The organism is Falsiroseomonas algicola, from assembly GCF_011040385.1.
GTDB classification, from domain to species: Bacteria; Pseudomonadota; Alphaproteobacteria; order Acetobacterales; family Acetobacteraceae; genus Falsiroseomonas; species Falsiroseomonas algicola.
In genome coordinates, this window is record NZ_JAAIKB010000004.1 from 146,730 (window position 1) to 168,532 (window position 21,803).

The following is a 21,803-nucleotide window of genomic DNA, read 5'->3' on the forward strand; positions in this document are numbered from 1 at the left end:
GTGCCGGCAGGCCGGCCCGACCCGGCATTCCCAACCCGGCACAGGACCGTCCACGATGCCCCAGTACCGCAGCCGCACCACCACCCATGGCCGGAACATGGCCGGCGCGCGGGGCCTCTGGCGCGCCACCGGCATGAAGGATGGTGACTTCGGCAAGCCCATCATCGCCGTCGTCAACAGTTTTACTCAATTCGTCCCCGGTCATGTTCACCTGAAGGATCTGGGGCAAATGGTGGCCAGGGAGATCGAGGCGGCGGGCGGCGTCGCGAAGGAGTTCAACACCATCGCGGTCGATGACGGCATCGCCATGGGGCATGACGGCATGCTCTACAGCCTGCCGTCGCGCGAACTCATCGCCGACAGCGTCGAATACATGGTCAACGCGCATTGCGCCGACGCCATGGTCTGCATCTCCAACTGCGACAAGATCACGCCCGGCATGCTGATGGCGGCGATGCGCCTCAACATCCCCGCCATCTTCGTCTCCGGCGGGCCGATGGAGGCGGGCAAGGTCATCCATCGCGGCCAGAAGCGCTCGGTGGACCTGATCGACGCCATGATCGTCGCCGCCGATCCGACCGTGACGGATGAGGAGGTGAAGGTCATCGAGCGCAGCGCCTGCCCGACCTGCGGCAGCTGCTCCGGCATGTTCACCGCCAATTCCATGAACTGCCTGACGGAGGCGCTGGGCCTGGCGCTGCCCGGCAACGGCACCGTCGTCGCGACGCATGCCGACCGCAAGCGCCTGTTCCTGGAAGCCGGCCGCCGGATCGTCGAGATCACGCGCCGGCACTACGAGACGGAGGACATGTCCGTCCTGCCCCGCGCCATCGCCACGCGCACGGCCTTCGAGAATGCGATGACGCTCGACATCGCCATGGGCGGCTCCACCAACACCGTGCTGCACCTGCTGGCCGCGGCGCAGGAGGGCCAGGTGGACTTCACCATGGCCGATATCGACCGCCTGTCCCGCCGCGTGCCCGTGCTGTGCAAGGTGGCCCCCAGCGTCGCCGATGTGCATGTGGAAGACGTGCACCGCGCCGGCGGCATCATGGGCATCCTGGGTGAGCTCGACCGCGCCGGGCTGCTCGACACCTCCGTCAGCCGCGTGGACAGCCCGACCCTGGCGGAAGCGCTGCAGGAATGGGACATCGCGGGCAAGGTCGATGACAGCGTCCTGGAATTCTTCCGCGCCGCGCCGGGCGGCGTGCCGACGCAGGTGGCCTTCAGCCAGGCGGAGCGCTGGGAGAGCCTGGACACCGACCGCGCCAGGGGCGTGATCCGGTCGAAGGACCACGCCTTCTCCGCCGATGGCGGCCTGGCCGTGCTGTTCGGCAACATCGCGGAGGAAGGCTGCATCGTGAAGACAGCCGGCGTCGATGCGTCCATCCTCAAATTTACCGGCCCGGCCCGCGTCTTCGAGAGCCAGGACGCCTCGGTGGAGGCCATCCTCGGCAAGAAGGTGAAGGCCGGCGACATCGTGCTGGTGCGCTACGAAGGCCCGCGCGGCGGCCCGGGGATGCAGGAAATGCTGTATCCCACGAGCTACCTGAAGTCCGTCGGCCTCGGGAAGGCCTGCGCGCTGGTGACGGATGGCCGCTTCTCCGGCGGCTCCTCCGGCCTGTCGATCGGCCACCTCTCCCCGGAAGCCGCCGAGGGCGGCCTGGTCGGGCTGGTGGAGGAAGGCGACATCATCGAGATCGACATCCCGAACCGCCGCATCCACCTGGCGGTGCCGGATGAGGTGATCGCGCAGCGCCGCGCGGCGATGGAAGCCAAGGGCGATGCGGCCTGGCAGCCGGCCGAGCCGCGCAAGCGCGCCGTCTCCACCGCGCTGAAGGCCTATGCGGCGCTGGCGACCAGCGCGTCGCGTGGCGCGGTGCGGGACCTCAGCGGGCTTCGCCGGAAGTAGCGGCCGCGCCCCGCCGGGGCAGCAGCAGCAGGGCGCGGAGACCCCCCTTCGCGCCCGCCTCCAGCACCAGGGACCCGCCCGCCAGGGCGGCGAGGTCCCGCACGATGGCGAGGCCGAGGCCGCTGCCTGGCTTCGCCTCATCCAGCCGCGCGCCGCGGGCCAGCGCCTCCGCCGCACCGCCCGCCGGCAGGCCGGGGCCGTCATCCTCCACCGCGATGCCGATGGCCTCGGCACGGGGCTCGACGGTCACCAGCACCTCGCCCGCCGCCCATTGGCAGGCATTCTCCATCAGGTTGCCGAGCATCTCCGTCAGGTCCTGCGCATCGGCGCGCAGCCGCGCCTTCGCATCCCCCTCCACGGCGATGGCGATGGCGGGAAAGAGGCGACGCAGCGCCCGCGCCACCTCCTCCGCCAGCGCCATCGGCGCCACTTCCGGCGCACCGGCCGCGAGCGCGGCGCTGCGGGCGCGGGCCAGATGGTGCTGCACCAGGCGGTCCAGCGCCGCGGCCTCCGTCCGCGCCACCGGCAGGGCGGGCGGCGTGGCTTCCAGCGCATTGCGCAGCACGGCGATCGGCGTCTTCAGTGCATGGGCGAGGTTGCCGAGATGCGTCCGCGCCATCGCCACCGTCTCCCGGTTCTGCCGGATGAGCGCATCCACCTCCGTCACCAAGGGCGCGATCTCGGCCGGCGCGGGCATGGCCAGCGCCTCCCGCTCCCCGGCCCGGACCTCCGCCAGGGCGCGACGGATGCGGCGCAGCGGCGCCAGGCCGACCACGACCTGCAGCACCACCCCCGCCACCAGCCCCACGCCCAGCAACACGAAGCCGATGGCCAGCCCCTGCCGCAGCCGCCCGAGTTCGGCGAGCGTGGCAGCACGGGAAAGGGCAACGGCCAGATGCAGCGGGCTTGCGGCCTCCGGCAGCACCACGTCGCGCGACGCGATCAGCAGCGGTTCCCCACGCGGTCCGGCCGCGCGCCGCACGCTGACGCCCTCTCGCCCCTCCGGCATGGCCGGCAGCGACTGGTCCCAGAGCGAGCGCGACGTCATCGCAACGCCATCGGGGCCGGTGACCTGCCAATAGGCGCCGGAGAAGGGTGCTTCGAAATCAGCCCCGGCGGGGGCGCCGGACACCGCCGCACGACCGGCGGCATCGACCTCCGCCGCCGCTGCCAGGCTGTCCAGCAGGCCCGTGAGCCGGGCTTCCAGCGCGGCCTCGATCTGGGCCGCCGCGATGTCCGTGACGAACCAGGCGGCAGCCCCCAGCCCCGCCGTCACCCAGAGCCCCGCCAGCAAGGCGAGGCGCAGCGTGAGGGAGCGCATCATGCCACGGCCAGCCGGTAGCCCTGGCCGCGCAGCGTCTCGATCATCCCCTCGCCCAGCTTCTTCCGCAGCCGCCCGACCACGACTTCCAGCGTGTTGCTGTCCCGGTCAAAATCCTGGGCGTAGAGATGCTCCGTGAGTTCCGTCTTGGAGACGACCTGGCCGGCGCGATGAGCAAGGTAGGCGAGCAGCCGGTATTCGAGGCCCGTCAGCCGCACCGCCGCGCCGTCCAGCATCACTCTTGCCGCGGCGGTATCCACCAGCAGGCGCCCCAGCGCGATCTCTGGCCGCGCCTGGCCATGGGCCCGGCGCACCAGCGCCTGCACCCGTGCCACCAGTTCCGCCATCATGAAGGGCTTGGCCAGATAGTCATCGGCGCCGGCGTTCAGCCCGGCCACCTTCTCCGTCCAGCCATCGCGGGCCGTGAGGATCAGCACGGGCATGGTGCGGCCCGCCGTGCGCCAGCGGCGCAGCACCGTCATGCCATCCAGCACCGGCAGGCCGAGGTCGAGCACCACCGCGTCATAGGGCTCGGTCTCGCCGAGGAAATGCCCCTCCTCCCCATCCGCCGCGACATCGACGGCGAAATGCGCCTCCTCCAGCGCCGCGCGCAGTTGCGCGGCCAGGGTGGCGTGATCCTCCACGACCAGCAGGCGCATCAGCGCCGTTCCTGCACCGGGCCGCGGCTGCGCAGCAGCGCGCCGGTGGCGGCATCCAGCTTCAGCTCGAAGACCCGGCCGGAGGGCGGCAGCAGCTTGAACTCATAGACCCAGCGATCGTCGTCGCGCTCCAGCTCGGTCTCGATCACGCGGCCGACCCAGCGGCGCTCCACCTCCGCCAGCAGATCGGCCAGCGGGCGGATCTCCCCGGCGGCCAGCGCGGCGCGGGCGCGTTCATGGCCCCTGCGGTCGTCACGGTCACGCCGCCCGCCGCGCCGTTCCTCGCGGGGGTCATCGGCGCTGGCGGCCGGCGCCAGCAGCAGCAGGGGCAGCATCAGGAGGGCGCGGCGCATGGTGGCAGGCTGGCATCCCGAAGCTGAATGGCGCCTGAACCGCGGGCTCAGCACGGGTTCAGGTGGGGGCCGCCAGAGTGCGCCGCGTTGCAGCCCAGCCGCAACGCCACAACCAAGGAGAAGACCGATGACCCGCACCCGCCTCCTGGCCGCGCCCCTGGCCCTCGCCCTGGCCGCCGCCATCCCCATGGCCGCCTTCGCGCAGCCCGGCGAGCACCGCGACCGCGACGACCGCCGCGCCGGCGAGCACCGGGACCGCGAGCAGCGCCGGGCGGAGGACAACCGTGCCCTGGCGGCCGCCACGGTGGACGCCGCCGGCGCCATCACCGCCGCCCGCAACGCCGGCTTCCGCACCATCCGCGAGGTGGAGTGGGAGCGTGGCGTCTGGGAGGTGAAGGCGATCAACGAGGCCGGCCAGCGCACGACGCTCTATGTCGATGCGGCCTCCGGCAACGTCGTCGTGCAGCGCCGCTGAGACTGACCGCGCCCGGCCATCCGGCCGGGCGCTCCCCCTCCGACCGGACAGCCCGACATGCCTGCCCCGACGATCGAACACACCGCCCCGGCCCGCCACGGCGCCTTCACCATCGCGTTGCACTGGGGCGCGGCCCTGGTCCTGGTTGCCGCCTTCGGCCTGGGACTGGCCATGGATGAATGGCCGCGCGGGCCGCAGCGCGACATGGTGATGATGATCCACTACAGCCTCGGCACCATCGTGCTGGCAACCGTATTGCTGCGGCTGCTGCGGCGCCTGCTGGTGCCCGGCATCGCGGTCGCCGGACACAGCCTCACGGATCGCGCTGCGTCAGCAGTCCACGCGCTGCTCTACGCGCTGATGGTCGCCATGCCGGTGACGGGCGCGCTGGATCGCTGGGCGCGGGGCCGGCCGCTGCAGCTGTTCGGCGACAATCTCATCCCCGCCCCCTTCCCGATCGGCGGCGGCAGGCTGTGGATCGAGGCGCATGAGCTGATGGCCTGGACCCTGGTGGCGCTGGTCGCCGCGCATGCCGGCGCCGCGCTGTGGCACCACGTCATCCAGCGCGACGACGTGCTGCGGCGGATGCTGCCTCAGGGATCCGGCGTCACCGCCGGATAGACCGGCCCGTAGTAGCGGCGCAGTTCCTCGATCTGCCCCGGCGGCGGCTGCCCATAGGCGCCCCGCCGGCTGGCATAGCGACCGCCCATGGCGCGGGAGAGGCGGACGGCCGCCTGCCCGGCCTGCACCAGCGCCATGGGCCCGCAGAGCACGGGCGTATCCTTCACCGTCTCATGGATGCCCTGCTCCGCCAGCAGCACCATGGCGACGCCGACGGCGGGGATCACCACCTCCGCCCCCCTCGCCACGCAGGCCTCCGCCGCCGCATGGAACTGGCCGAGGATGCGGTCCTGCACCGCGCCGGGGCTGAAGGCGGCATCGAGGTCCACCAGCCGATCCACCGCCATGCGTTCCACCGCCACGACACGCGTGTTCAGGCCATAGAGCGCGACGTTCTCAAGTATGCGGGAGTAGTGCTTGTCGTTGGAGACGACGAGGCCGACGGTCACGCCCATCTGGCAGGCCGTGAAGAGCGAGGTCTCGCAAAGGCCGAGCACGGGAATGCGCGCCATCTCCCGCGCCGTGCGCAGCCCGGGATCGGCGATGTTGCCGAGCAGCACGGCGTCGAAGCCCTCCGCCTCCGCACGCTCGACATTCTCCAGCACTTCGATCGTCTCGATGAATTCGAGCCGCCGGTACTGGTCGCCGACGCCGCCGCGCTGTTCGATGCCATGCACCTCGATCGTTGTGCCGGGATCGGTCGCGCGCGCCAGCACGCGGCGCAGCGCCGCCTGGTAGGCGGGCCAGGCATCGGGACGCGTCAGGGATTGGTACCAGAGCTTCATCGCCTCACTCCGCCCGGATGTTGGCGCTGCGGATCACCTCGCCCCAGGACCGGCCTTCGCTGGCCAGGCGCTGGGCGAAGCTGTCGATGCTGCCGCCGAGCGGCTTGGCGCTGAGGCGTTCCAGCGCGGCGACCATGCTGGGTGCGGCGATGCTTTCCGCCAGCACGGCATGCAGGCGCTGCGTCGTCTCCGCGGGCAGGCCGGCGGGCGCCATGATGCCCCACCACACCGTGACGTTGATGCCCTCGATCCCCTGCTCCGCGAAGGTCGGTGCGTCGGGCAGCGCAGGGTGGCGCTGGCGGTCGGCGACGCCCAGCACCTTGAACTGCCCGCCGCGGATCAGCGGCAGCGCCTGCGCCAGGTTGGTGAACATCACGGAAAGCCGCCCGGCCTGGAGGTCCGTCATGGCCGGCGCGCCGCCGCGATAGGGAACATGCACGAGGTCGAGCCCCGCGCGCAGCTTCAGCAGTTCGCTGGCCAGATGTTCCGTGGTGCCGGACCCGCCGGAGCCATAGGTGAAGTGGCCCGGCCGGGCCCGCGCCATGGCGATGAAGCTGCGCGCGTCACTCGCCTCGAAGGACGGGGGCGCGATCATGACGGAGGGCACCTCCCCCACCAGCATCAGCGGCGCCAGCTGAGTCGCCTGGTCATAGGTCAGGCTGGGATAGAGATGCGGGTTCACGATGACGGAGGGCGAGGCCATCAACAGCGTCGTGCCATCCGGCGTGGCGCGCGCGACATGCTCCATGGCGATGTTGCCGCCACCGCCCGTGCGGTTCTCCACCACCACGGTCTGGCCGAGGCGCGGCGCGATCTCCTGCGCCACCAGCCGGGCCACGATGTCCACGGCGCCGCCTGCGCCGAAGGGCACGACGATGCGGATGGTGCGGCCGCCGGCGACGGGCTGCGCCAGCGCGGGTGTGGCGAGGGCTGCGGCAGCCGCGCCAAGCACGGCGCGGCGGGTGGACTGGGTGCGCATTCTTGTATCCTCCCTGTATGCAAGTCACTCTGCATCAGGTCGGCGGCGCCCTTCAAGCGCCGCCTTCCCCGATCAGGCCGCGAAGTCGATGGCGTCCGACGTCGTGAAGGTCGCGAAGCGCTGCAGCGCGCGGATTGCGGCCTCATGATCCTCCTGCGTCGGGCAGGCGCAGCAATCCTCCAGCACGGTCATGACGTAGTCGCGGTCATGCCCGTCCCGCACGCAGCCCTGCACGACGGCGACGGTGGAGACGCCGGAGCAGATGATGCGCTGGATGCCATGCGCCCGCAGGATCGCTTCCAGGTTGGTGGCGTAGAAGGGGCTGACGCGGTGCTTCACGATGTCGAAGTCGCCGGGCTGAGGCGTCAGGTCCTTGTGGATCTCGGTCCCCCAGCTGCCGAGCTTGAACAGCCCGTGCTGCCGCGCCCCGTTGAAGATCACGGAGGTGGTCGGCGCCTCCCGATAGTCCGGGGAGAAGCCGACGCGCACATAGCCCACCGGCACGCCGGCCGCGCGCGCCTTGGCGATGGCGGCCGCAGTTTTCTTGATGATGCCGCGGCCTTGCACCTGGGCGCCGAGCGGCCCCTTCCCGTTCGGCCCGTCCTCCGCCACCAGGTCGTTTTCCATGTCGAGGACGAGGTAGATCGACTTCATGCTGCGTGTTCCTGTCTTCAGTCGTCGAGCTTGATGCCAAGCCGTTCCACGCGCGTCCGCCACACCGCATCGTCTTCCGCGATGTAGCTGATGAAGCGCGCGCGATCCTGCGTATCCGCCAGCAATCCGTTCGGCGTCAGGAAGTCCAGCGCCGCGGGCGCGCGGACGAAGGACTGGGTTTCCTGCGCGATGCGGTCGGCGATGGCGGACGGCGTGCCAGGGGGCGCGAGGATGGCGAGCCAGAGGTCCCCCGACAGGTTGATGCCCTGTTCCGTCAGGGTCGGCACCTCGGGAATGGCAGAGAAGCGCTGCGCCGTGGCGACGCCCAGGATCGGCAGGCGTCCCTGCTGGCCGATGGCGACCGCGACCGGCAGCATCATGGCATCCACCTGGTCGCCAAGCAGCGCCTGTACGGCGGGGGCGGCGCCCTGGAAGGGGATGTGCTGCATCTCCGTCCGCGTCTCGAACTTCATCGTCTCCATCATCACCTGCGAGGTGCTGGCGACCCCCCAGGAGGCGAAGGTGAGCGGGTTGGAGGCGCGCGACCGCGCCAGCGCCACGAAGTCCTGTGCGTTCTTCGGGCCGAGTCCGGGGCGCGTGACCAGGGAGAAGATAAGCCGCGCCACGGCAGAGACCGGGACGAAGCTCTGCGGCTGGTAGGGCAGCCGGCGATAGACCACGGGGTTCACGGAATGCGTGTCTGCCGTGGTGAAGATCAGGGTGTGGCCATCCGGCGCCGCCTGCTGGACGGCCTGGCTGCCGAGGATGCCGTTGGCGCCAGGCCGGTTCTCCACCACCACCGGCTGGCCGAGCCGCGACGACAATTCCCGCGCCACCCAGCGCGCCACGAGGTCCGTGGCACCGCCTGGCGGATAGGCGACGATGAGCCGCACAGGGCGCGTCGGGCCCCAGGCCTGCGCGCGTGCCGTTGCCGGCAGCAGGGCGATGGCGGGCGCCGCGAGCAGCAGCGCGCGGCGAGTGGGTGTGATCATGGCGTTCCCCTTCATTCCGCGGTGATGCGCGCCGTGCGGATCAGTTCGCCCGTCTCGTCCAGCCTGCGGGCGATGTAGTCCCTGAAGGCTGCCGGCGTGCCACCGGCGGGCTCGATGCCGAGGCCGGCAAGCCGCGCCGTCATCGCGGGTTCCGCGATGCCGGCATTGATCGCCGCGTTCATCGCAGAGAGTGCCGCCGGCGGGATGCCCGCACGGGCGAAGAGGCCGAACCAGGAGGTGCTTTCGTAGCCGGGCACACCGGCCTCCATCACCGTCGGCACGCCGGGCAACAGGGCGGAGCGGGCAGTGGCGCCGATGGCGATGGTGCGCAGCTCACCCCCCGTCAGGTAGGCCTGGACGGAGGGGTAGTTCTCGAACATCACATCGATGCGGCCACCGATGATGTCGGTCGCCGCGGGCGCGGTGCCGCGATAGGGCACATGCGTCAGATCGACCCCCGCGCGCCACTTGAACAACTCGCCGGACAGATGCGCGAAGGACCCGATGCCGGCGGATCCGTAGGTGAGCTTGCCGGGGTTCGCCTTCGCGGCCGACAGCAGGTCGGCGATGCTGCGGATCGGGCTGTCCCGCCTCACCACGACGACGGCCGGGCTGGCGCCGACGAAGGCCACCGGCTCGAAATCCCGCAGCGGCTGGTAGGGGATGCGGGGCTGGAGGTGCGGGTTGATGGTGATGGGGCCTGGCGTGCCCGCCATCAGCGTGTAGCCATCCGCGGGCGCATCCAGCACGCGCTGCGCGCCGATGGTGCCGCCGGCGCCGGTGATGTTCTCCGCCACCGCCGTCTGCCCCAGCTTCTCCGTCAGGATCTGCGCGCAGAGCCGCGCGAGGATATCCGTGCTGCCGCCGGCCGCGAAGGGGATCACGATGCGCATCGTCCGCGCGGGAAAGCGTTCCTGCGCCGAGGCACGCGACGCCGCAACAAGTCCTGCGGCTACTCCCAGCAGCTTACGCCGTTCGATGGTCATTGCTTCCCCCCTTGTCATGCGCCGGCGGCGCGGTCGATGCCGTAGAAGCGAAGGATCTCCTTCACCCGCGCGCGCGGCGGCTGCGCCTGGAAGTAGCCGCGGCGGCTGGGCTTCGCGCCGGTGATTCGGCGCATGCCGACCATCATCTCCGCCGCCTTCACCGTCGCCGTCACCGCATCCAGCACCGGCACGCCATCCACCTCCGCGATGCCCGCCTTGGACAGCAGCAGGCAGAGCGGCGCCTCCCCGGGGATGATCACATCGGCACCCCGCGCGATCAGCGCCCGCGCATCCGCCTGGAAGCGCGCCACCACCTCCGCCGGATCGCCGGCATAGGCCGCGAGCACGTCGTTGAAGGTGAAGGAGACGGGCTGCGCGCCCACGAAGCGCGACGACAGGCCCATCCGGTCCACATTCCGTTCGACGGTGCCTGCCATGCCATGGATGAAGAGCAGCACGCCGATCTTCTGGCCGAGCATGGAGGCTGCAAGCATCGCGCTTTCGCCGTAGCCCACGACGGGGATGTCCACCAGGCTGCGGATTTCCATCAGCGAGGGCTCCGGCAGCGTCATCAGCGCGAAGGCGTCGAAGCCCTGCTCCTCCGCCGCGATGGCCCCCAGCACGAATTGCTGGCTGTGCAGGGTCTGCAGGTAGTGGAAGCTGATGTCGTTGCCGGGATATTCGGTCAGGTAGGTCTCGGGATGCATGCCATGCATCGTGACCTCGGTGCCCGGCGCGGCGGCGCGGGCCAGATGCGCCGCCATCGCCTCCGCATAGGCCGGCAGGTTCTGCAGCACGGTGAAGCTGTGGTGCCATATCTTCATCGGTTCAGTCGCTCCACATGCCGCCGTTGATGTCCAGCACTTCGCCGGTGATGAAGCCCGTCTCGGGGCCGGCGAGGAAGGCGATGGCCGCCGCCACTTCCTCCGCCCGGCCCATGCGACCCACGGGGATCAGCGCCTGCAGCGCGGCCGGGAAGTTCGTCGTCATGGCGGAGGCGATGGGCCCGGGCGCCACCGCATTCACCGTGATTCCATCCGGTGCCAGCTCGCGCGCCAGGAAGGCCGTCATCGCATGGACGCCGGCCTTGGAGACGCCATAGGCCACGTTGCTCGCGCGGTCCTGCTCGGCGGGATCGATCCAGGGCCGGGCATTGCCGCCATTCTTGCCGATGATGGAGCCGATATTGATGATGCGGCCGTGGCGGTTGGCGCGCATCGCGGGAATGACGGCCTGGCAGCAGAGGAAGCTGCCCTTCAGGTTCACCGCCATCACGCGGTCCCACTCGGCCTCTGGCAGCGTCGCCGCCGCGCCCATGGAGACGGTGCCCGCGACATTCACCAGGATGTCGAGCCGCCCGAGTTTGGCGACGACACGCTGCACCATGGCACGCACCTGCGTCGAATCGGTGACATCCACCGCCAGGTTGAGCGCGCCCTCCACCGATGGCGCCGCGCGATCGGCCAGCGCCAGCGTCGCGCCGCGCGCGGACAGTTCCCGCGCCGTGGCGCTGCCGATGCCGCCCGCGGCCCCCGTCACCAGCGCGACGCGGCTTTCTAGCGGCGCCGTCACAGGTTGCGCCTCGTGGTCGCGACATCGCTGCCGGCCAGCCGGCCGAAGACCAGCCCCTTCAGCACCGACGTCGCGCCGGTATAGGTGCCGTAATACATGCCCACGACCTCCCCGGCCGCGTAGAGGCCCGGGATCGGATCGCCGCCGGTGTCGAGCACCCGCGCCTTCTCATCCACGCGCACGCCACCGAAGGTGAAGACATTGGCGGAGATGATGGGATAGGCGTGGAACGGGCCGGTCACGAGCGGCGTGGCCCAGTTGGACTTTTGCGGGACCAGCCCCCGCGTCGCCAGCCCGTCCAGTTGCAGCGGCTTCCATTCGCCGGGCACGCAGGCGGCGTTGTAGTCCGCGACCGTCGCCACCAGCGCCGCTTCCGGCAGGCCGATGGCCTGTGCCAGCGCCTCGATGCTCTCACCCTCGATCGGCGGCTGGTCGGTGCGCAGGCCGAGCCGCCAGTTCGGGATCTCCCGATGCCTGGCATCCAGGATCACCCAGGCGATGCCGTCGCGCTGTTCGTAGATGCGGCGCGTCACGCGTTCATAGGTCGCGTCCACCGTGCCCGGCGCCTCATCCACGAAGCGGCGGCCTTCCTTGTTCACCAGGATGCCGTAGGGGAAGAGGAAGACGGACGGCTCCGCGATGGAGGAGCGTGGATCGATCGGCTCCGCATGGTAGCTGCCGAAATCGCCACTCGGCGCCGCCCCGATGTCGAGCGCCATGCGGATGCCCTCGCCGCGGTTGAACAGCCCGCCCTTGCAGATCGTGCGGAGGAAGCTGGAACGCGGGCCGAGGTAGCGCGTGGACATCTCCGCATCGCCCTCGAACCCGCCGCAGGCCAGCGTGACGGGGCCGAGGAAGCGCAGCATCCGCCCGGCCTGGCGCGCCACCAGCCCGGTGACGCGGCCCTCCTCGTCCTGGATCAGTCGCTGTGCCGTCGTCTCGTAGCGGAAGGCGACGCCGATCTCCTCGGCCCGCTTCGCCAGCGCCTCCACCAGCGCGGCGCCGCCACCGACCGGCAGCAGGCGCGGCTGGGACTTCGTCAGGAACTGCGTCGGCAGGAAGTCGAAGCGCACGCCCATGGTCTTCAGCCAGGCGATGGTCGGCCCCGCCTGGTTGGCGAATTCCTGCACCACGTCGGGATCGATCATCGACAGCGCGCGCGCATGGCCGGCGCGATCCGCCATGGGGCGCGCCACTTCGGGCGCGAGGTCGGGATCGGCGTAGGGCAGCGCGCCATTCTCCGCGAGGTGCGTCTCGAAATCGTCGGTGACCTCGCTCTCGCTCTTCATGCGGAGATAGGCCTCGGTGTAGCGGCTCTGCCCGCCGCGCTCGGCCTGCGGCGCGCGTTCCAGCACGACGACGCGCGCGCCCTGCTCCGCGGCCGCGACGGCGGCGGAAAGCCCCGCCACGCCGCAGCCCGCCACCACCAGGTCGAACTCCTCCCCCGCAGCCATGAGACCGGCGCGCTCCTCTTTCTTGGACGGGCGCAGGGTTCACCCGCGGCGGCGCCAGGGCAACGGCGCAGGGCCATGCGGCGGCCGAAGACAGCCTTCGGCTTTCCCGAATGATGAGATAGGCTGCGCCCATGGACAGGCTGAAGGCGATCGAGGTCTTCGTCGCGGCGGCGGAGGCGGGCAGCCTCTCCGGTGCCGCCGCTCGGCTCGGCCTCTCGCCCCCCACCGTCACCGCGCAGTTGCAGGCGCTGGAGGCGCATCTGCGCTGCACGCTGCTGCAGCGCTCCACGCGCAGCCTGAGCCTGACGCCGGAAGGCGAGGCCTTCCTGCCCCGTGCCCGCGCCATCCTGGGCGCCATGGCGGAGGCGGAGGCCGAAGCAGGTGGCGATGCACCACGGGGCGTGCTGCGCGTGCAGGTGCCGATCGCGGTCGGCCACATGGTGCTGGCGCCGGCGCTTGCCGCCTTCGCGGCCGCCCATCCCGGGCTGCGCGTGGTCACGATCCTCGGCAATGAGGTGGACAGCCTGGCGCGGCGCGGCATCGATGTCGCGATCCGGATGGATGAGGTGGAGACGGGCGACCTCGTCGCGCGCCCGGTCTATCGAAGCACCCATGTGGTCTGCGCCGCGCAGGCCTTCCTGGCCCGCCACGGCGTGCCGACGCATCCCGCCGCCATCGATCCCGCGCAGAGCCTGGCCTGGGTCGCCGATGCCGGCGCGCCGCCCCGCCGCTGGCGCTTCCGTCGCGGGGAGGAGCGGGCAGAGGTGGAGCCCGCAGGCCCGCTCGCCTTCAACAGCAGCGACGCGCTGCTGAACGCTGCCGCTGCCGGCGGCGGCTTCTGCTACGTGCTTGGCCTGCTGGCGCATGCGCATCTGCGCGATGGAAGGCTGCGCGCCATCCTCGAGGATTGGGAGACGGAGGCGCAGGTCTTCTACGTCGCCTATCCCAAGGCGCGCTTCACGGCGCCGAAGGTCCGCGCCTTCGCCGATTTCGCCGCCGCTGCCTTCCCGGAGCATCTCCGCCAGGCGCCCGCATCGCCCATCCGCATCCGTCGTCGCTGAAGGGCAATGGACAGCCCCTTTTGGCAGGACTAAGGTCATAAAGCTGGCCTAAGCCTGCAACCTGGGGAAACGTGCATGGACGGGACGCCGCGCAGCGTCGCGCAGAAGATCATCGCCCGCGCCGCTGGCATGGCCTCGGTGGAAGTCGGTGACTACGTCACGGTGGCGCCCGATTATGTCGCCTGCCAGGAACTGTTCTGGCCCGGCCACAAGCGCAACCTGGAACGCATCGGCGTCGATCGCATCCCGCGACCCGACAAGGCGATCATGGTGATCGACCATTCCACCAGCGCGGCCATGGGATCGCCCCATCACGAGACCCACCGCACGCTGCGCGACTGGTGCGCGAGCCAGGGCATCGAGACCTTCTTCGGCCCGGGCAACGGCCTGCGACACCTGGTGCTGACGGAGCGCGGCTTCGCGCGGCCCGGCACGCTGATCTTCTCCGACGAAGGCAACATCGCCTCCATCGGCGCGCTCGGCGCGCTCAACCTGCCGATCTCGACGGAGGTGATCGTCGCGCTGATCCAGGACGGCACCTGGATCGCGGTGCCGCCATCGGCGCGCATCACGCTGACGGGGCGCATGGGATTCGGTGTCGGCGCGCGGGACGTGATCCAGACCATCCTGCGCGACCAGACGACGAACTCCGCGCTGCTGCAGGCCTGTGTGGAATTCGCGGGCGCGGGCGTCGCGACGCTCTCGATCGATGAGCGGGAGACGATCCTCGCCAGCCTCTTCCACAGCGGCGCCTATACCGGCGTGATGCCGGTGGACGATGCCGTCATCGCCTATGTCGAGGCGCGAGCGCAGGGGCGGCCCTGGCAGGTGGTCGAAGCCGATCCCGGCGTGCCCTACATCGCCGACCTCACCTATGACCTCAGCGCCATCGCGCCCATGGTGACGCTGCCGCCGGACCTGCATGCCGCCGTGCCGGTCGGCGACGTCGCAGGCCAGCGCATCGACCAGGCGACGATCGGATCCTGCTCCGGCGGGCGGATGGAGGATATGCGCCTTGCCGCCGGGCTGCTGCGCGGCCGGCGCGTGGCACCGCATGTCACGCTCTACATCACGCCGGGCAGCCGCAACGTCTATGCCGCCGCGGCGCGCGAGGGCCTGCTGGAAGTCTTCGCGGAAGCTGGGGCCACGGTACTCGCGCCGGGCTGCACCACCTGCTGGGGCTACCAGGGCGTGCTGAACGACAATGAGGTCCTGATCTCCACCCAGCAGTTCAACTATGCCGGCCGCAACGGCGCCCGCAGCGCCCGCGTCCACCTGGCCGGCGCCGCCGTCGTCGCCGCTTCCGCGATCGAGGGCCGCATCGCCGACCCGCGGCCGATGATGGCGGAGGGCGTGGCATGAGCCCGCGCGGCCGCGCCTGGGTCTTCGGGGACGATGTCTCCGGCGATGACGGCATCATTGAATTCGCCATCATCCGCGACAGCTTCGGCAAGGAACACGACGAGGCCGCGCTGCGCGCCATGTGCTTCCGCCGCCTGCGCCCCGAATTCCCGGCAGAGGTCAGGCCCGGCGACATCATCGTGGGCGGCCGCAACTTCGCGCATCACAACCACGTCGAGGTGAGCGTCGCCATCCGCGCCTCCGGCATCGCGGTCGTGGTGGTGGAAAGCTGCGATGCCGGCTTCCTGCGCCGCGCATTGAATGCCGGCCTGCCCGTGATGATCTGCCCCGGCATCCAGGGTGCCGTGCGGGATGGCGAGGTCATCGGTGCCGATCCGGAGACCGGCGTTGTCACGCTGGCCGATGGCGGCACCCTTCGATCCAAGCCCTTCTCCCCGCGCATGGTGGAGATCTGGCGGGCCGGCGGCGTCATCCCGCTGCTGGAACGCGAATTCGCGCAACGCCGCGCGCAACAAGCCCGAGAGGAAGCGACCCGATGACCCTCAGCCGACGCCTGATCCTGGCCGGCGCCTCGATGCTCGCGGCGCCATCGCTGCGCGCGCAGACCCGCTTCCCCGATCGCCCCGTGCGCATCGTCGTGGGCTTCCCGCCGGGCGGCAACGTGGACTTCACGGCGCGGCTGATCGCGCCCAGCCTCTCCGCTGCGCTCGGCCAGCCCGTCGTCATCGACAACCGCGCCGGCGCGGGCGGCATCGTCGGCACGGAGCATGTGGCGCGGTCGCGCGCGGATGGTCACACGCTGCTGCTGGGCTCGACGGGGCCGCTCTCCCTCTTCCCCGTCGCCATGGCGCAGCTGCCCTACGACACGCTGCGCGACCTCGCCCCCATCGGCATCTGCTACCGCGTGCCGATCGTGATGATGATCTCCCGCCAGGTCACGGCGCGGAACCTTACGGAATTCGTGGCGGCGGCGAAGGCGCAGAAGGGCCAGTTCTCGGCCGGCACCGCGGGCATCGGATCGGGCGCGCATCTGGCGGTGGAGTTGTTCAACGCCGGCACGGGGGCGGAGCTGGTGCACGTGCCCTATCGCGGCACGGGCCCCGCCATCAACGACCTCATCGCCGGCACCATCCCCGTCGTCTTCGACCAGCTCTCCTCCGCCCTGCCGCTGCACGCCGATGGCCGCGCACGCATCATCGCCGTGGCCTCCGCGAGCCGCGCTGGCCAGCTGCCGGATGTGCCGACGCTGCGGGAAGCCGGCCTGGTCCAGCAGGAACTCACGACCACGCTCGGGCTGCTCGGACCCGCGGGGATGCCAGCCGATGTGGTGGAGACGCTGCGCGCGGCGCTGGCCCGCACCATGCATGACGCGACCATCAGGCAGCGGCTGGAGAGCCTCGGCGGCGCCATCCCGGCCGCGGAGGCCATCACCCCCGCCAACTACACGGCGGTGATCCGGGACGAGACGGAGACCTCGCGCGAGGCCGTGCGCATCGGCAATATCCGGCTGGACCAATAGGGACGAAGCGATGCGCGCAGCCTGGTATGAGCGGACGGGACCGGCACGGGAGGTGATCGTGGTCGGCGAGATGCCGACCCCCTCGCCAGGTCCGGGCGAGGTGCTGGTCCGCCTCGCCACCTCCGGCGTGAATCCCTCCGACTGGAAGGCGCGGGGCGGCAGCAGGCCGATGCTGGCGCCGCGCATCATTCCGCATAGCGACGGCGCCGGCACGATCGAGGCCGTGGGCGACGGCGTCGATGCCGCGCGCATCGGGGGGCGCGTCTGGATCTGGAACGGCCAGTGGCAGCGCGCACTCGGCACGGCGGCCGACTACATCGCGCTGCCCGCCGCCCAGGCCGTGCCGCTTCCCGCGGGCACCAGCTTCCAGGAAGGTGCGTGCCTCGGCATCCCCGCGCTGACCGCCTGGCGGGCCGTGCAGGTCGATGGCGGCGTGGCGGGGCAGCGGGTGCTGGTGGCGGGCGGCGCCGGCGCCGTCGGCCACTACGCCATCCAGATGGCGAAGCTGATGGGCGCGGCGCAAGTGATCGCGACCGTCAGCAGCCCGGGCAAGGCCGCGCATGCGAAGGCGGCCGGCGCCGATGCGGTGATCGACTACAAGACACAGGACGTCGCCGCGGCGGTGAAGGAACTGACCGGCGGCCAGGGCGTGGATCGCGTGGTGGAGGTGGACCTGGCCGCCAATGCCGCGCTGCTGCCGCAGATCGTGGCCAGGGGCGGGCTCTGCACCTGCTACGGCAGCGGCAAGCCGGAGATGGCGCTGCCCTTCTTCCCGCTGATCCTCTCCGGCGTCGCGATCCGCTTCTTCATCGTCTACGACCTGCCGGCCGAGGCCCGGGCCGAGGGCCTGGCCACGCTGACGCGCTGGATGGAGGCTGGCGCGCTGCGCCACGCCATCGGCGCCGTCATGCCGCTCGAGGATTGCGCGGAGGCGCATGACCTGGTTGCGCGGGGCGAGGTCATGGGCAACGTCGTGCTGGACTGCGCCTCAAGCCTGTAGTAGCCCCCGCGCCGCCTCGCGGTGGCGCGCGGCGTGCTCCCGCTCATCCAGCGTGAGCAGCCGCCCGTCCCGCACCACGATGCGGCCGTTGATGACGGAGAGCGCGGCCCGCGCCGGCGTGCAGAAGACCAGCGCGGCGACGGGGTCCGCCCCCGCGCCGGCATGGTCGATGCCGCTGGCATCAAACGCGACGAGGTCCGCGGCCATGCCCGGCGCCAGCGCGCCGATATCGTCCCGCCCCAGCACGCGGGCGCCGCCCAGCGTCGCAATCTCCAGCGCATCCCGCGCCGTCATCGCGGCCGGGCCGTGCCCGACGCGCGCCAGCAGCATCGCCTGCCGCGCCTCCCCCAGCAGATGCGCGCCGTCATTGGACGCCGATCCATCCACGCCGAGCCCGACCGGCACGCCAGCCGCACGCATCGCCGGGATCGGCGCGATCCCTGAGGCGAGCCGCATGTTGGAGCAGGGGCAATGCGCGACGCCGGTGCCGGTGCGGGCGAAGAGCGCGATGCCCGCCTCGTCCAGCTTCACGCAATGGGCGTGCCAGACATCGGGGCCGACCCAGCCCAGTTCCTCCGCGTATTCCGCCGGCGTGCAGCGGAACCTCTCCCGGCTGAAGACGACGTCCTTGTCGTTCTCAGCGAGGTGCGTGTGCAGCCGCAGCCCCCTCGCCCGCGCGAAGCCCGCGGCATCCCGCATCAACTCCCGCGTGACGGAGAAGGGCGAGCAGGGCGCGATTCCGATGCGCAGCATCGAAAGCGGCGCGGGGTCGTGGAACCGCGCGACCACGCGTTCCATGTCGGCCAGGATCGCCGCCTCCTCCTCCACGACGGCATCCGGCGGCAGCCCGCCCCTGGACTGGCCGAGGCTCATGGCGCCGCGTGTCGGGTGGAAGCGGATTCCGACCTGCCGCGCGGCCTCGATCGTGTCGTCCAGCCGGCAGCCATTCGGGAAGATGTAGTGGTGGTCGGCCGCCGTGGTGCAGCCGCTCAGCACCAGCTCCGCCATCGCCGTGGCGGCCGCGATGCGCAGCGCATCGGGCGTCATGCGCGCCCAGACGGGGTAGAGCGCGCCGAGCCAGTCGAACAGCTCCGCATCCTGCGCGGCCGGCAGGGCGCGGGTCAGCGACTGGTACATGTGGTGATGCGTGTTCACCAGGCCTGGCATCAGCACATGGCCCGCGAGGTCGATGCTCTCCGCGGCTGGCGGCGGCGCTTCGCCGGCGGCGCCGACCGCGGTGATGGCCCCGCCCGCCACATGCACCCAGCCGCCGCGCAACTCACGCCGCGCGGCGTCCATGGTCACCACGACCTCGGCGTTGTGCAGCAGCAGGCTCACGCCGCATCCTCCCGGTTGCGCATGTGCATCGCCATGGCGAGGACCTTCGGCATCACCGCCTCCGTCAGGGCGGGGTCCTGCACCTGTTCCGCCCAGGCCTGGCGGAAGCAGGCGATCCAGCCCTCGATCTCCGCCCCCGCGATCGGCGCATGCAGATGCCGCGCGCGCAGCATCGGCGCGCCGCGTGTCTGCAGGAACAGCGGCGGCCCGCCGAACCAGAAGGAGAGGTATTCGAAGAACCGCTGCTCCGCCTGCTCCAGGCTGTCCGGATGGATGGCGCGGCAGGCGGCGGCTTCGGGCAATTCGTCCATCAGCGCGTAGAAGCGGCGCGTCAGGCGGCGCAGCCCTTCCTCCCCGCCCAGCAGGGCATAGGGGGATTGGGGGGAGGTCACGTGGTCGGCGGTCATGCGGCGCATCATGCCCGGGAAGCGGGCCAGGGCGAAGCCAGAAGCGGGTTCCGGCCCCGGCGCGAGGCGCCTATCGTGGCCTTCTTCCAGGGAGCGTCCGGCAAGGCGAGATGGCCGTCCAGATTCCACGCCTGCTGCTCGTCATCCTCGGCGCGATGTTCCTCCAGCAGACCTGCGCGGCGCTGGGGCGCAACCTGCCCTCCATCATCGCGCCCGCGATCATCACGGATCTCGGCCTCGATCCCGCCCTGGCCGGCGTCTATGTCGGGCTGGCGGCGGCGGCCTCCCTCTTCTTCCAGATGGGCTGCGGCGGCTTCATCCTGCGCTGGGGCGCGCTGCGGATGAGCCAGCTGGCCCTGGTCATGCTGGCGATCGGGCTGGCGGCCGCGGCGGTCGGCCCGCTCTTCTTCTTCGCGCTTTCCGCCATCATCGGCGGCGGCGGCGCGGCGGTCTCCACCCCCGCCAGCTCCCACCTGCTCGGCCGCTATTCACCGCCGAAGCAGGCGCCGCTCGTCTTCTCCATCAAGCAGACGGCGGTGCCGGCGGGCCTGCTGCTGTCCGGCCTGGTTGGCCCCTGGCTGACGGCCTGGCTCGGCTGGCGCGCAACGCTGGAGATCGCGGCCCTGTTCTGCCTGGTCTTCGCGGTCGCGCTGCAGCCGCTGCGCGCGACCTTCGACAATGACCGCATGCCCGGCCGCGCCTTCAAGCTCAGCGACCTCTGGCTGTCCGGGCAGGTGGTGGCCGGCAGCCCGGCGCTGCGCAACCTGGCCTTCGCCTGCTTCGCCTTCAACGGGCTGCAGACGGTCTTCATCGGCTTCTTCGTCATCTACCTCGTGCATATGGGGCATGGGCTGGCGACGGCTGGCGCGGTGTTCTCACTCGCCATGGTCGTCGCTGTGCCGGCGCGCATCTTCTGGGGCTGGCTTGGCAGCGGGCATGTGGCGCCGCGGGTGCTGATGGGCGCGCTTTCGCTCGGCATGGCAGCCAGCACGGGGCTGCTCGGCCTCTCCGGCACGGGATGGCCGCTCGCGCTCTTCGCCACCGTCGCCATCGGCATCAGCCTGACCGCCATGTCCTGGCACGGCGTCCTGCTGTCGGAGGCCGCGCGCCTGGCGCCCAAGGGCATGAGCGGCGCGGCCACCGGCGGTGTGCTGTCCAGCGGCCAGCTCGGCGCGCTGGTCCTGCCGCTGACCTATGCGCTGGTGCTCAGCCTGACCGGCCAGCATGGCTGGGGCTTCGCCGCCTGCGGCCTGCCGGCGCTGGTCGTCGGCCTCGCCCTGCTGCGGCGCCCGGCCCTACCGGATTGAGGCCAGCAGCGCCTGTGCTTCCTCGAGGTGCAGCCGCTCCACCATCCGCCCATCGAGGTTGATGACATTGGCCGCGGCATGCGCCGGTTCCGCGAAGGCGGCGACGATGCGGCGCGCCCAGGCCACCTCCTCCGCCGAGGCGCCGAACAGGGCATTGGCGGGCTCCACCTGACGGGGGTGGATCAGCGTCTTGCCATCGAAGCCCAGCGCCCGGCCCTGGCGGCATTCGGCGGCGAAGCCGTCTTCGTCCTGGAAATTGTTGTAGACACCATCGAGGGCGGAAAGCCCGTAGGCCTTGGCCGCCAGCACCACCTGGGACAGCCAGGACAGCATCGGCGCGCGATCCGCGCCCGCCCGCACGCCGGTCATCTTCGCCAGGTCGTTCGGGCCGACGGCCAGCGCCTGCAACCGCCCGCCCTCCGCCCGCGCCGCGATCTCCGCCACCGCCAGGATGGCGCGGGGCGTCTCCACCATGGCGAAGATGCCCATGGCTGGCGGCGCCTCGGCCAGGGCCTGCTCCACCGCCAGCACATCGGCGGCGCTTTCGGTCTTGGGCAGCAGCACGGCATGGGCGCCGGCGCCGACCGCCATGCGGATGTCATCCGCGACCAGCGCGCTGCCCAGCGGGTTAACCCGCACCACCAGTTCCCGCTCGCCATAGCCACCGGCCCGGATCACCGCCGCCACCTGGTCGCGCGCCAGTGCCTTCTGCTCCACCGCGACGGAATCCTCGAGGTCGAAGAGGATGGTGTCGCAGGCGATGCCGCGCGCCTTGTCGAGCGCCCGGGCGTTGGAGCCGGGCATGAACAGGGCGCTGCGGCGCGGTCTCGGCATGGCGTCGATCCTCCTCGGCTGTGGTGCGGGCCAGTTCGATCACCCGGCGCCGGCGGTCAAGGCCGCCGGCCATCGATGCACGAATCATGGTGCAGTGCGGTGCCGGGCTTAATCGGCGGGTAAGGGGCGGCGGGGCATGGTGCGGGCGCCCACCCCGCCTCGCCCAGCACCGGAAGACCCGTGTCAGCGCAGCACCGCTCCCCCAGCCCGCG

23 protein-coding genes are annotated in these 21,803 nt (G+C 71.3%); 9 read left to right on the top strand and 14 right to left on the bottom strand.

Features of this window, described 5'->3' with window-relative positions; all coding sequences use genetic code 11:
• Positions 1 to 55 precede the first annotated feature (55 nt).
• Entirely contained in the window at positions 56 to 1,912 is a 1,857-nt protein-coding gene (gene ilvD, locus G3576_RS12025; protein WP_164694644.1) for a dihydroxy-acid dehydratase, read from the top strand.
• On the opposite strand, the gene G3576_RS32300 is transcribed toward ilvD, so the two are convergent.
• Genes G3576_RS32300 through G3576_RS12040 form a run of 3 tightly spaced genes read right to left on the bottom strand, consistent with a single transcriptional unit; the run spans position 1,890 to position 4,245 of the window.
• Positions 1,890 to 3,236 carry a sensor histidine kinase gene (locus tag G3576_RS32300; RefSeq protein WP_164694645.1) on the bottom strand — a complete coding sequence of 449 codons (1,347 nt, stop codon included), beginning with the start codon at positions 3,234 to 3,236 and terminating at the stop codon, positions 1,890 to 1,892. The two genes, ilvD and G3576_RS32300, sit on opposite strands and share 23 nt — an antisense overlap.
• Positions 3,233 to 3,892: a response regulator transcription factor gene (locus G3576_RS12035; RefSeq protein ID WP_164694646.1), complete on the bottom strand. Its 660-nt coding sequence runs from the start codon at positions 3,890 to 3,892 to the stop codon at positions 3,233 to 3,235. Before G3576_RS12035 ends, G3576_RS32300 begins: the two co-directional genes overlap by 4 nt.
• Positions 3,892 to 4,245, bottom strand: a complete 354-nt coding sequence (locus G3576_RS12040; RefSeq protein WP_164694647.1) for a PepSY domain-containing protein — start codon at positions 4,243 to 4,245, stop codon at positions 3,892 to 3,894. The genes G3576_RS12035 and G3576_RS12040 overlap by 1 nt, the downstream gene beginning before the upstream one ends.
• A 127-nt stretch (positions 4,246 to 4,372) precedes the next feature.
• Here G3576_RS12040 and G3576_RS12045 point away from each other — a divergent pair, with 127 nt between their 5' ends.
• Both G3576_RS12045 and G3576_RS12050 read left to right on the top strand, forming a co-directional pair.
• Positions 4,373 to 4,720: a PepSY domain-containing protein gene (locus tag G3576_RS12045; protein WP_164694648.1), complete on the top strand. Its 348-nt coding sequence runs from the start codon at positions 4,373 to 4,375 to the stop codon at positions 4,718 to 4,720.
• Positions 4,721 to 4,777: 57 nt separating this feature from the next.
• On the top strand, positions 4,778 to 5,341 hold the full coding sequence (locus G3576_RS12050; RefSeq protein WP_164694649.1) for a cytochrome b: 564 nt from the start codon (positions 4,778 to 4,780) through the stop codon (positions 5,339 to 5,341).
• On the opposite strand, the gene G3576_RS12055 is transcribed toward G3576_RS12050, so the two are convergent.
• From G3576_RS12055 to G3576_RS12090, 8 genes are all read right to left on the bottom strand, one after another.
• Complete coding sequence (locus tag G3576_RS12055) at positions 5,314 to 6,126, bottom strand: aspartate/glutamate racemase family protein (RefSeq protein ID WP_164694650.1); 813 nt, start codon at positions 6,124 to 6,126, stop codon at positions 5,314 to 5,316. The two genes, G3576_RS12050 and G3576_RS12055, sit on opposite strands and share 28 nt — an antisense overlap.
• 4 nt (positions 6,127 to 6,130) lie before the next feature.
• Positions 6,131 to 7,105, bottom strand: coding sequence for a Bug family tripartite tricarboxylate transporter substrate binding protein (locus tag G3576_RS12060; RefSeq protein ID WP_164694651.1), 975 nt, complete (start codon positions 7,103 to 7,105; stop codon positions 6,131 to 6,133).
• 72 nt (positions 7,106 to 7,177) lie between these two features.
• Positions 7,178 to 7,759: a cysteine hydrolase family protein gene (locus G3576_RS12065; protein WP_164694652.1), complete on the bottom strand. Its 582-nt coding sequence runs from the start codon at positions 7,757 to 7,759 to the stop codon at positions 7,178 to 7,180.
• Positions 7,760 to 7,776: 17 nt separating this feature from the next.
• The gene (locus G3576_RS12070; protein WP_164694653.1) at positions 7,777 to 8,751 is read right to left on the bottom strand and encodes a Bug family tripartite tricarboxylate transporter substrate binding protein; all 975 of its coding nucleotides are present in this window, start codon (positions 8,749 to 8,751) and stop codon (positions 7,777 to 7,779) included.
• A gap of 11 nt (positions 8,752 to 8,762) precedes the next feature.
• A complete protein-coding gene (locus G3576_RS12075; protein WP_164694654.1) occupies positions 8,763 to 9,635 on the bottom strand; it encodes a Bug family tripartite tricarboxylate transporter substrate binding protein in 873 nt (290 codons plus the stop codon).
• A 116-nt stretch (positions 9,636 to 9,751) separates the two neighbouring features.
• Positions 9,752 to 10,561 carry an aspartate/glutamate racemase family protein gene (locus G3576_RS12080; RefSeq protein WP_164694655.1) on the bottom strand — a complete coding sequence of 270 codons (810 nt, stop codon included), beginning with the start codon at positions 10,559 to 10,561 and terminating at the stop codon, positions 9,752 to 9,754.
• A gap of 4 nt (positions 10,562 to 10,565) precedes the next feature.
• Positions 10,566 to 11,309, bottom strand: coding sequence for an SDR family NAD(P)-dependent oxidoreductase (locus G3576_RS12085; protein WP_328728985.1), 744 nt, complete (start codon positions 11,307 to 11,309; stop codon positions 10,566 to 10,568).
• A complete protein-coding gene (locus G3576_RS12090) occupies positions 11,306 to 12,763 on the bottom strand; it encodes an FAD-binding protein (RefSeq protein WP_164694656.1) in 1,458 nt (485 codons plus the stop codon). The genes G3576_RS12085 and G3576_RS12090 overlap by 4 nt, the downstream gene beginning before the upstream one ends.
• A 131-nt stretch (positions 12,764 to 12,894) precedes the next feature.
• Between G3576_RS12090 and G3576_RS12095 the strand changes: the two genes are divergently transcribed.
• From G3576_RS12095 to G3576_RS12115, 5 genes are all read left to right on the top strand, one after another.
• Positions 12,895 to 13,824, top strand: coding sequence for a LysR family transcriptional regulator (locus tag G3576_RS12095; RefSeq protein WP_164694657.1), 930 nt, complete (start codon positions 12,895 to 12,897; stop codon positions 13,822 to 13,824).
• Positions 13,825 to 13,899: 75 nt separating this feature from the next.
• Positions 13,900 to 15,186 carry a 3-isopropylmalate dehydratase large subunit gene (locus G3576_RS12100; RefSeq protein WP_164694658.1) on the top strand — a complete coding sequence of 429 codons (1,287 nt, stop codon included), beginning with the start codon at positions 13,900 to 13,902 and terminating at the stop codon, positions 15,184 to 15,186.
• Positions 15,183 to 15,725, top strand: a complete 543-nt coding sequence (locus G3576_RS12105; protein ID WP_164694659.1) for a 3-isopropylmalate dehydratase small subunit — start codon at positions 15,183 to 15,185, stop codon at positions 15,723 to 15,725. Before G3576_RS12100 ends, G3576_RS12105 begins: the two co-directional genes overlap by 4 nt.
• The gene (locus tag G3576_RS12110) at positions 15,722 to 16,705 is read left to right on the top strand and encodes a Bug family tripartite tricarboxylate transporter substrate binding protein (RefSeq protein WP_164694660.1); all 984 of its coding nucleotides are present in this window, start codon (positions 15,722 to 15,724) and stop codon (positions 16,703 to 16,705) included. Before G3576_RS12105 ends, G3576_RS12110 begins: the two co-directional genes overlap by 4 nt.
• Before the next feature lie 10 nt (positions 16,706 to 16,715).
• The gene (locus G3576_RS12115) at positions 16,716 to 17,705 is read left to right on the top strand and encodes an NADPH:quinone reductase (RefSeq protein ID WP_164694661.1); all 990 of its coding nucleotides are present in this window, start codon (positions 16,716 to 16,718) and stop codon (positions 17,703 to 17,705) included.
• Here G3576_RS12115 and G3576_RS12120 read toward each other — a convergent pair.
• Positions 17,694 to 19,004, bottom strand: coding sequence for an 8-oxoguanine deaminase (locus tag G3576_RS12120; protein WP_235951876.1), 1,311 nt, complete (start codon positions 19,002 to 19,004; stop codon positions 17,694 to 17,696). The genes G3576_RS12115 and G3576_RS12120 overlap by 12 nt on opposite strands.
• A 35-nt stretch (positions 19,005 to 19,039) precedes the next feature.
• Positions 19,040 to 19,450 (bottom strand): group II truncated hemoglobin, encoded by a 411-nt coding sequence (locus G3576_RS12125; protein ID WP_207622784.1) that lies wholly within the window; start codon positions 19,448 to 19,450, stop codon positions 19,040 to 19,042.
• A gap of 110 nt (positions 19,451 to 19,560) precedes the next feature.
• Between G3576_RS12125 and G3576_RS12130 the strand changes: the two genes are divergently transcribed.
• Entirely contained in the window at positions 19,561 to 20,757 is a 1,197-nt protein-coding gene (locus G3576_RS12130) for an MFS transporter (RefSeq protein ID WP_164694663.1), read from the top strand.
• Here G3576_RS12130 and G3576_RS12135 read toward each other — a convergent pair.
• Positions 20,746 to 21,591 carry an HpcH/HpaI aldolase/citrate lyase family protein gene (locus G3576_RS12135; RefSeq protein ID WP_164694664.1) on the bottom strand — a complete coding sequence of 282 codons (846 nt, stop codon included), beginning with the start codon at positions 21,589 to 21,591 and terminating at the stop codon, positions 20,746 to 20,748. The two genes, G3576_RS12130 and G3576_RS12135, sit on opposite strands and share 12 nt — an antisense overlap.
• Between the last annotated feature and the right edge of the window lie 212 nt (positions 21,592 to 21,803).

Bases quoted from the DNA above. Each gene is read 5' to 3' on its own strand.
- ilvD (WP_164694644.1), top strand. From the start codon at position 56: ATGCCCCAGTACCGCAGCCGCACCACCACCCATGGCCGGAACATGGCC.
- G3576_RS32300 (WP_164694645.1), bottom strand. From the start codon at position 3,236: ATGATGCGCTCCCTCACGCTGCGCCTCGCCTTGCTGGCGGGGCTCTGG.
- G3576_RS12035 (WP_164694646.1), bottom strand. From the start codon at position 3,892: ATGCGCCTGCTGGTCGTGGAGGATCACGCCACCCTGGCCGCGCAACTG.
- G3576_RS12040 (WP_164694647.1), bottom strand. From the start codon at position 4,245: ATGCGCCGCGCCCTCCTGATGCTGCCCCTGCTGCTGCTGGCGCCGGCC.
- G3576_RS12045 (WP_164694648.1), top strand. From the start codon at position 4,373: ATGACCCGCACCCGCCTCCTGGCCGCGCCCCTGGCCCTCGCCCTGGCC.
- G3576_RS12050 (WP_164694649.1), top strand. From the start codon at position 4,778: ATGCCTGCCCCGACGATCGAACACACCGCCCCGGCCCGCCACGGCGCC.
- G3576_RS12055 (WP_164694650.1), bottom strand. From the start codon at position 6,126: ATGAAGCTCTGGTACCAATCCCTGACGCGTCCCGATGCCTGGCCCGCC.
- G3576_RS12060 (WP_164694651.1), bottom strand. From the start codon at position 7,105: ATGCGCACCCAGTCCACCCGCCGCGCCGTGCTTGGCGCGGCTGCCGCA.
- G3576_RS12065 (WP_164694652.1), bottom strand. From the start codon at position 7,759: ATGAAGTCGATCTACCTCGTCCTCGACATGGAAAACGACCTGGTGGCG.
- G3576_RS12070 (WP_164694653.1), bottom strand. From the start codon at position 8,751: ATGATCACACCCACTCGCCGCGCGCTGCTGCTCGCGGCGCCCGCCATC.
- G3576_RS12080 (WP_164694655.1), bottom strand. From the start codon at position 10,561: ATGAAGATATGGCACCACAGCTTCACCGTGCTGCAGAACCTGCCGGCC.
- G3576_RS12090 (WP_164694656.1), bottom strand. From the start codon at position 12,763: ATGGCTGCGGGGGAGGAGTTCGACCTGGTGGTGGCGGGCTGCGGCGTG.
- G3576_RS12095 (WP_164694657.1), top strand. From the start codon at position 12,895: ATGGACAGGCTGAAGGCGATCGAGGTCTTCGTCGCGGCGGCGGAGGCG.
- G3576_RS12100 (WP_164694658.1), top strand. From the start codon at position 13,900: ATGGACGGGACGCCGCGCAGCGTCGCGCAGAAGATCATCGCCCGCGCC.
- G3576_RS12105 (WP_164694659.1), top strand. From the start codon at position 15,183: ATGAGCCCGCGCGGCCGCGCCTGGGTCTTCGGGGACGATGTCTCCGGC.
- G3576_RS12110 (WP_164694660.1), top strand. From the start codon at position 15,722: ATGACCCTCAGCCGACGCCTGATCCTGGCCGGCGCCTCGATGCTCGCG.
- G3576_RS12115 (WP_164694661.1), top strand. From the start codon at position 16,716: ATGCGCGCAGCCTGGTATGAGCGGACGGGACCGGCACGGGAGGTGATC.
- G3576_RS12120 (WP_235951876.1), bottom strand. From the start codon at position 19,004: ATGGACGCCGCGCGGCGTGAGTTGCGCGGCGGCTGGGTGCATGTGGCG.
- G3576_RS12125 (WP_207622784.1), bottom strand. From the start codon at position 19,450: ATGACCGCCGACCACGTGACCTCCCCCCAATCCCCCTATGCCCTGCTG.
- G3576_RS12130 (WP_164694663.1), top strand. From the start codon at position 19,561: ATGGCCGTCCAGATTCCACGCCTGCTGCTCGTCATCCTCGGCGCGATG.
- G3576_RS12135 (WP_164694664.1), bottom strand. From the start codon at position 21,591: ATGCCGAGACCGCGCCGCAGCGCCCTGTTCATGCCCGGCTCCAACGCC.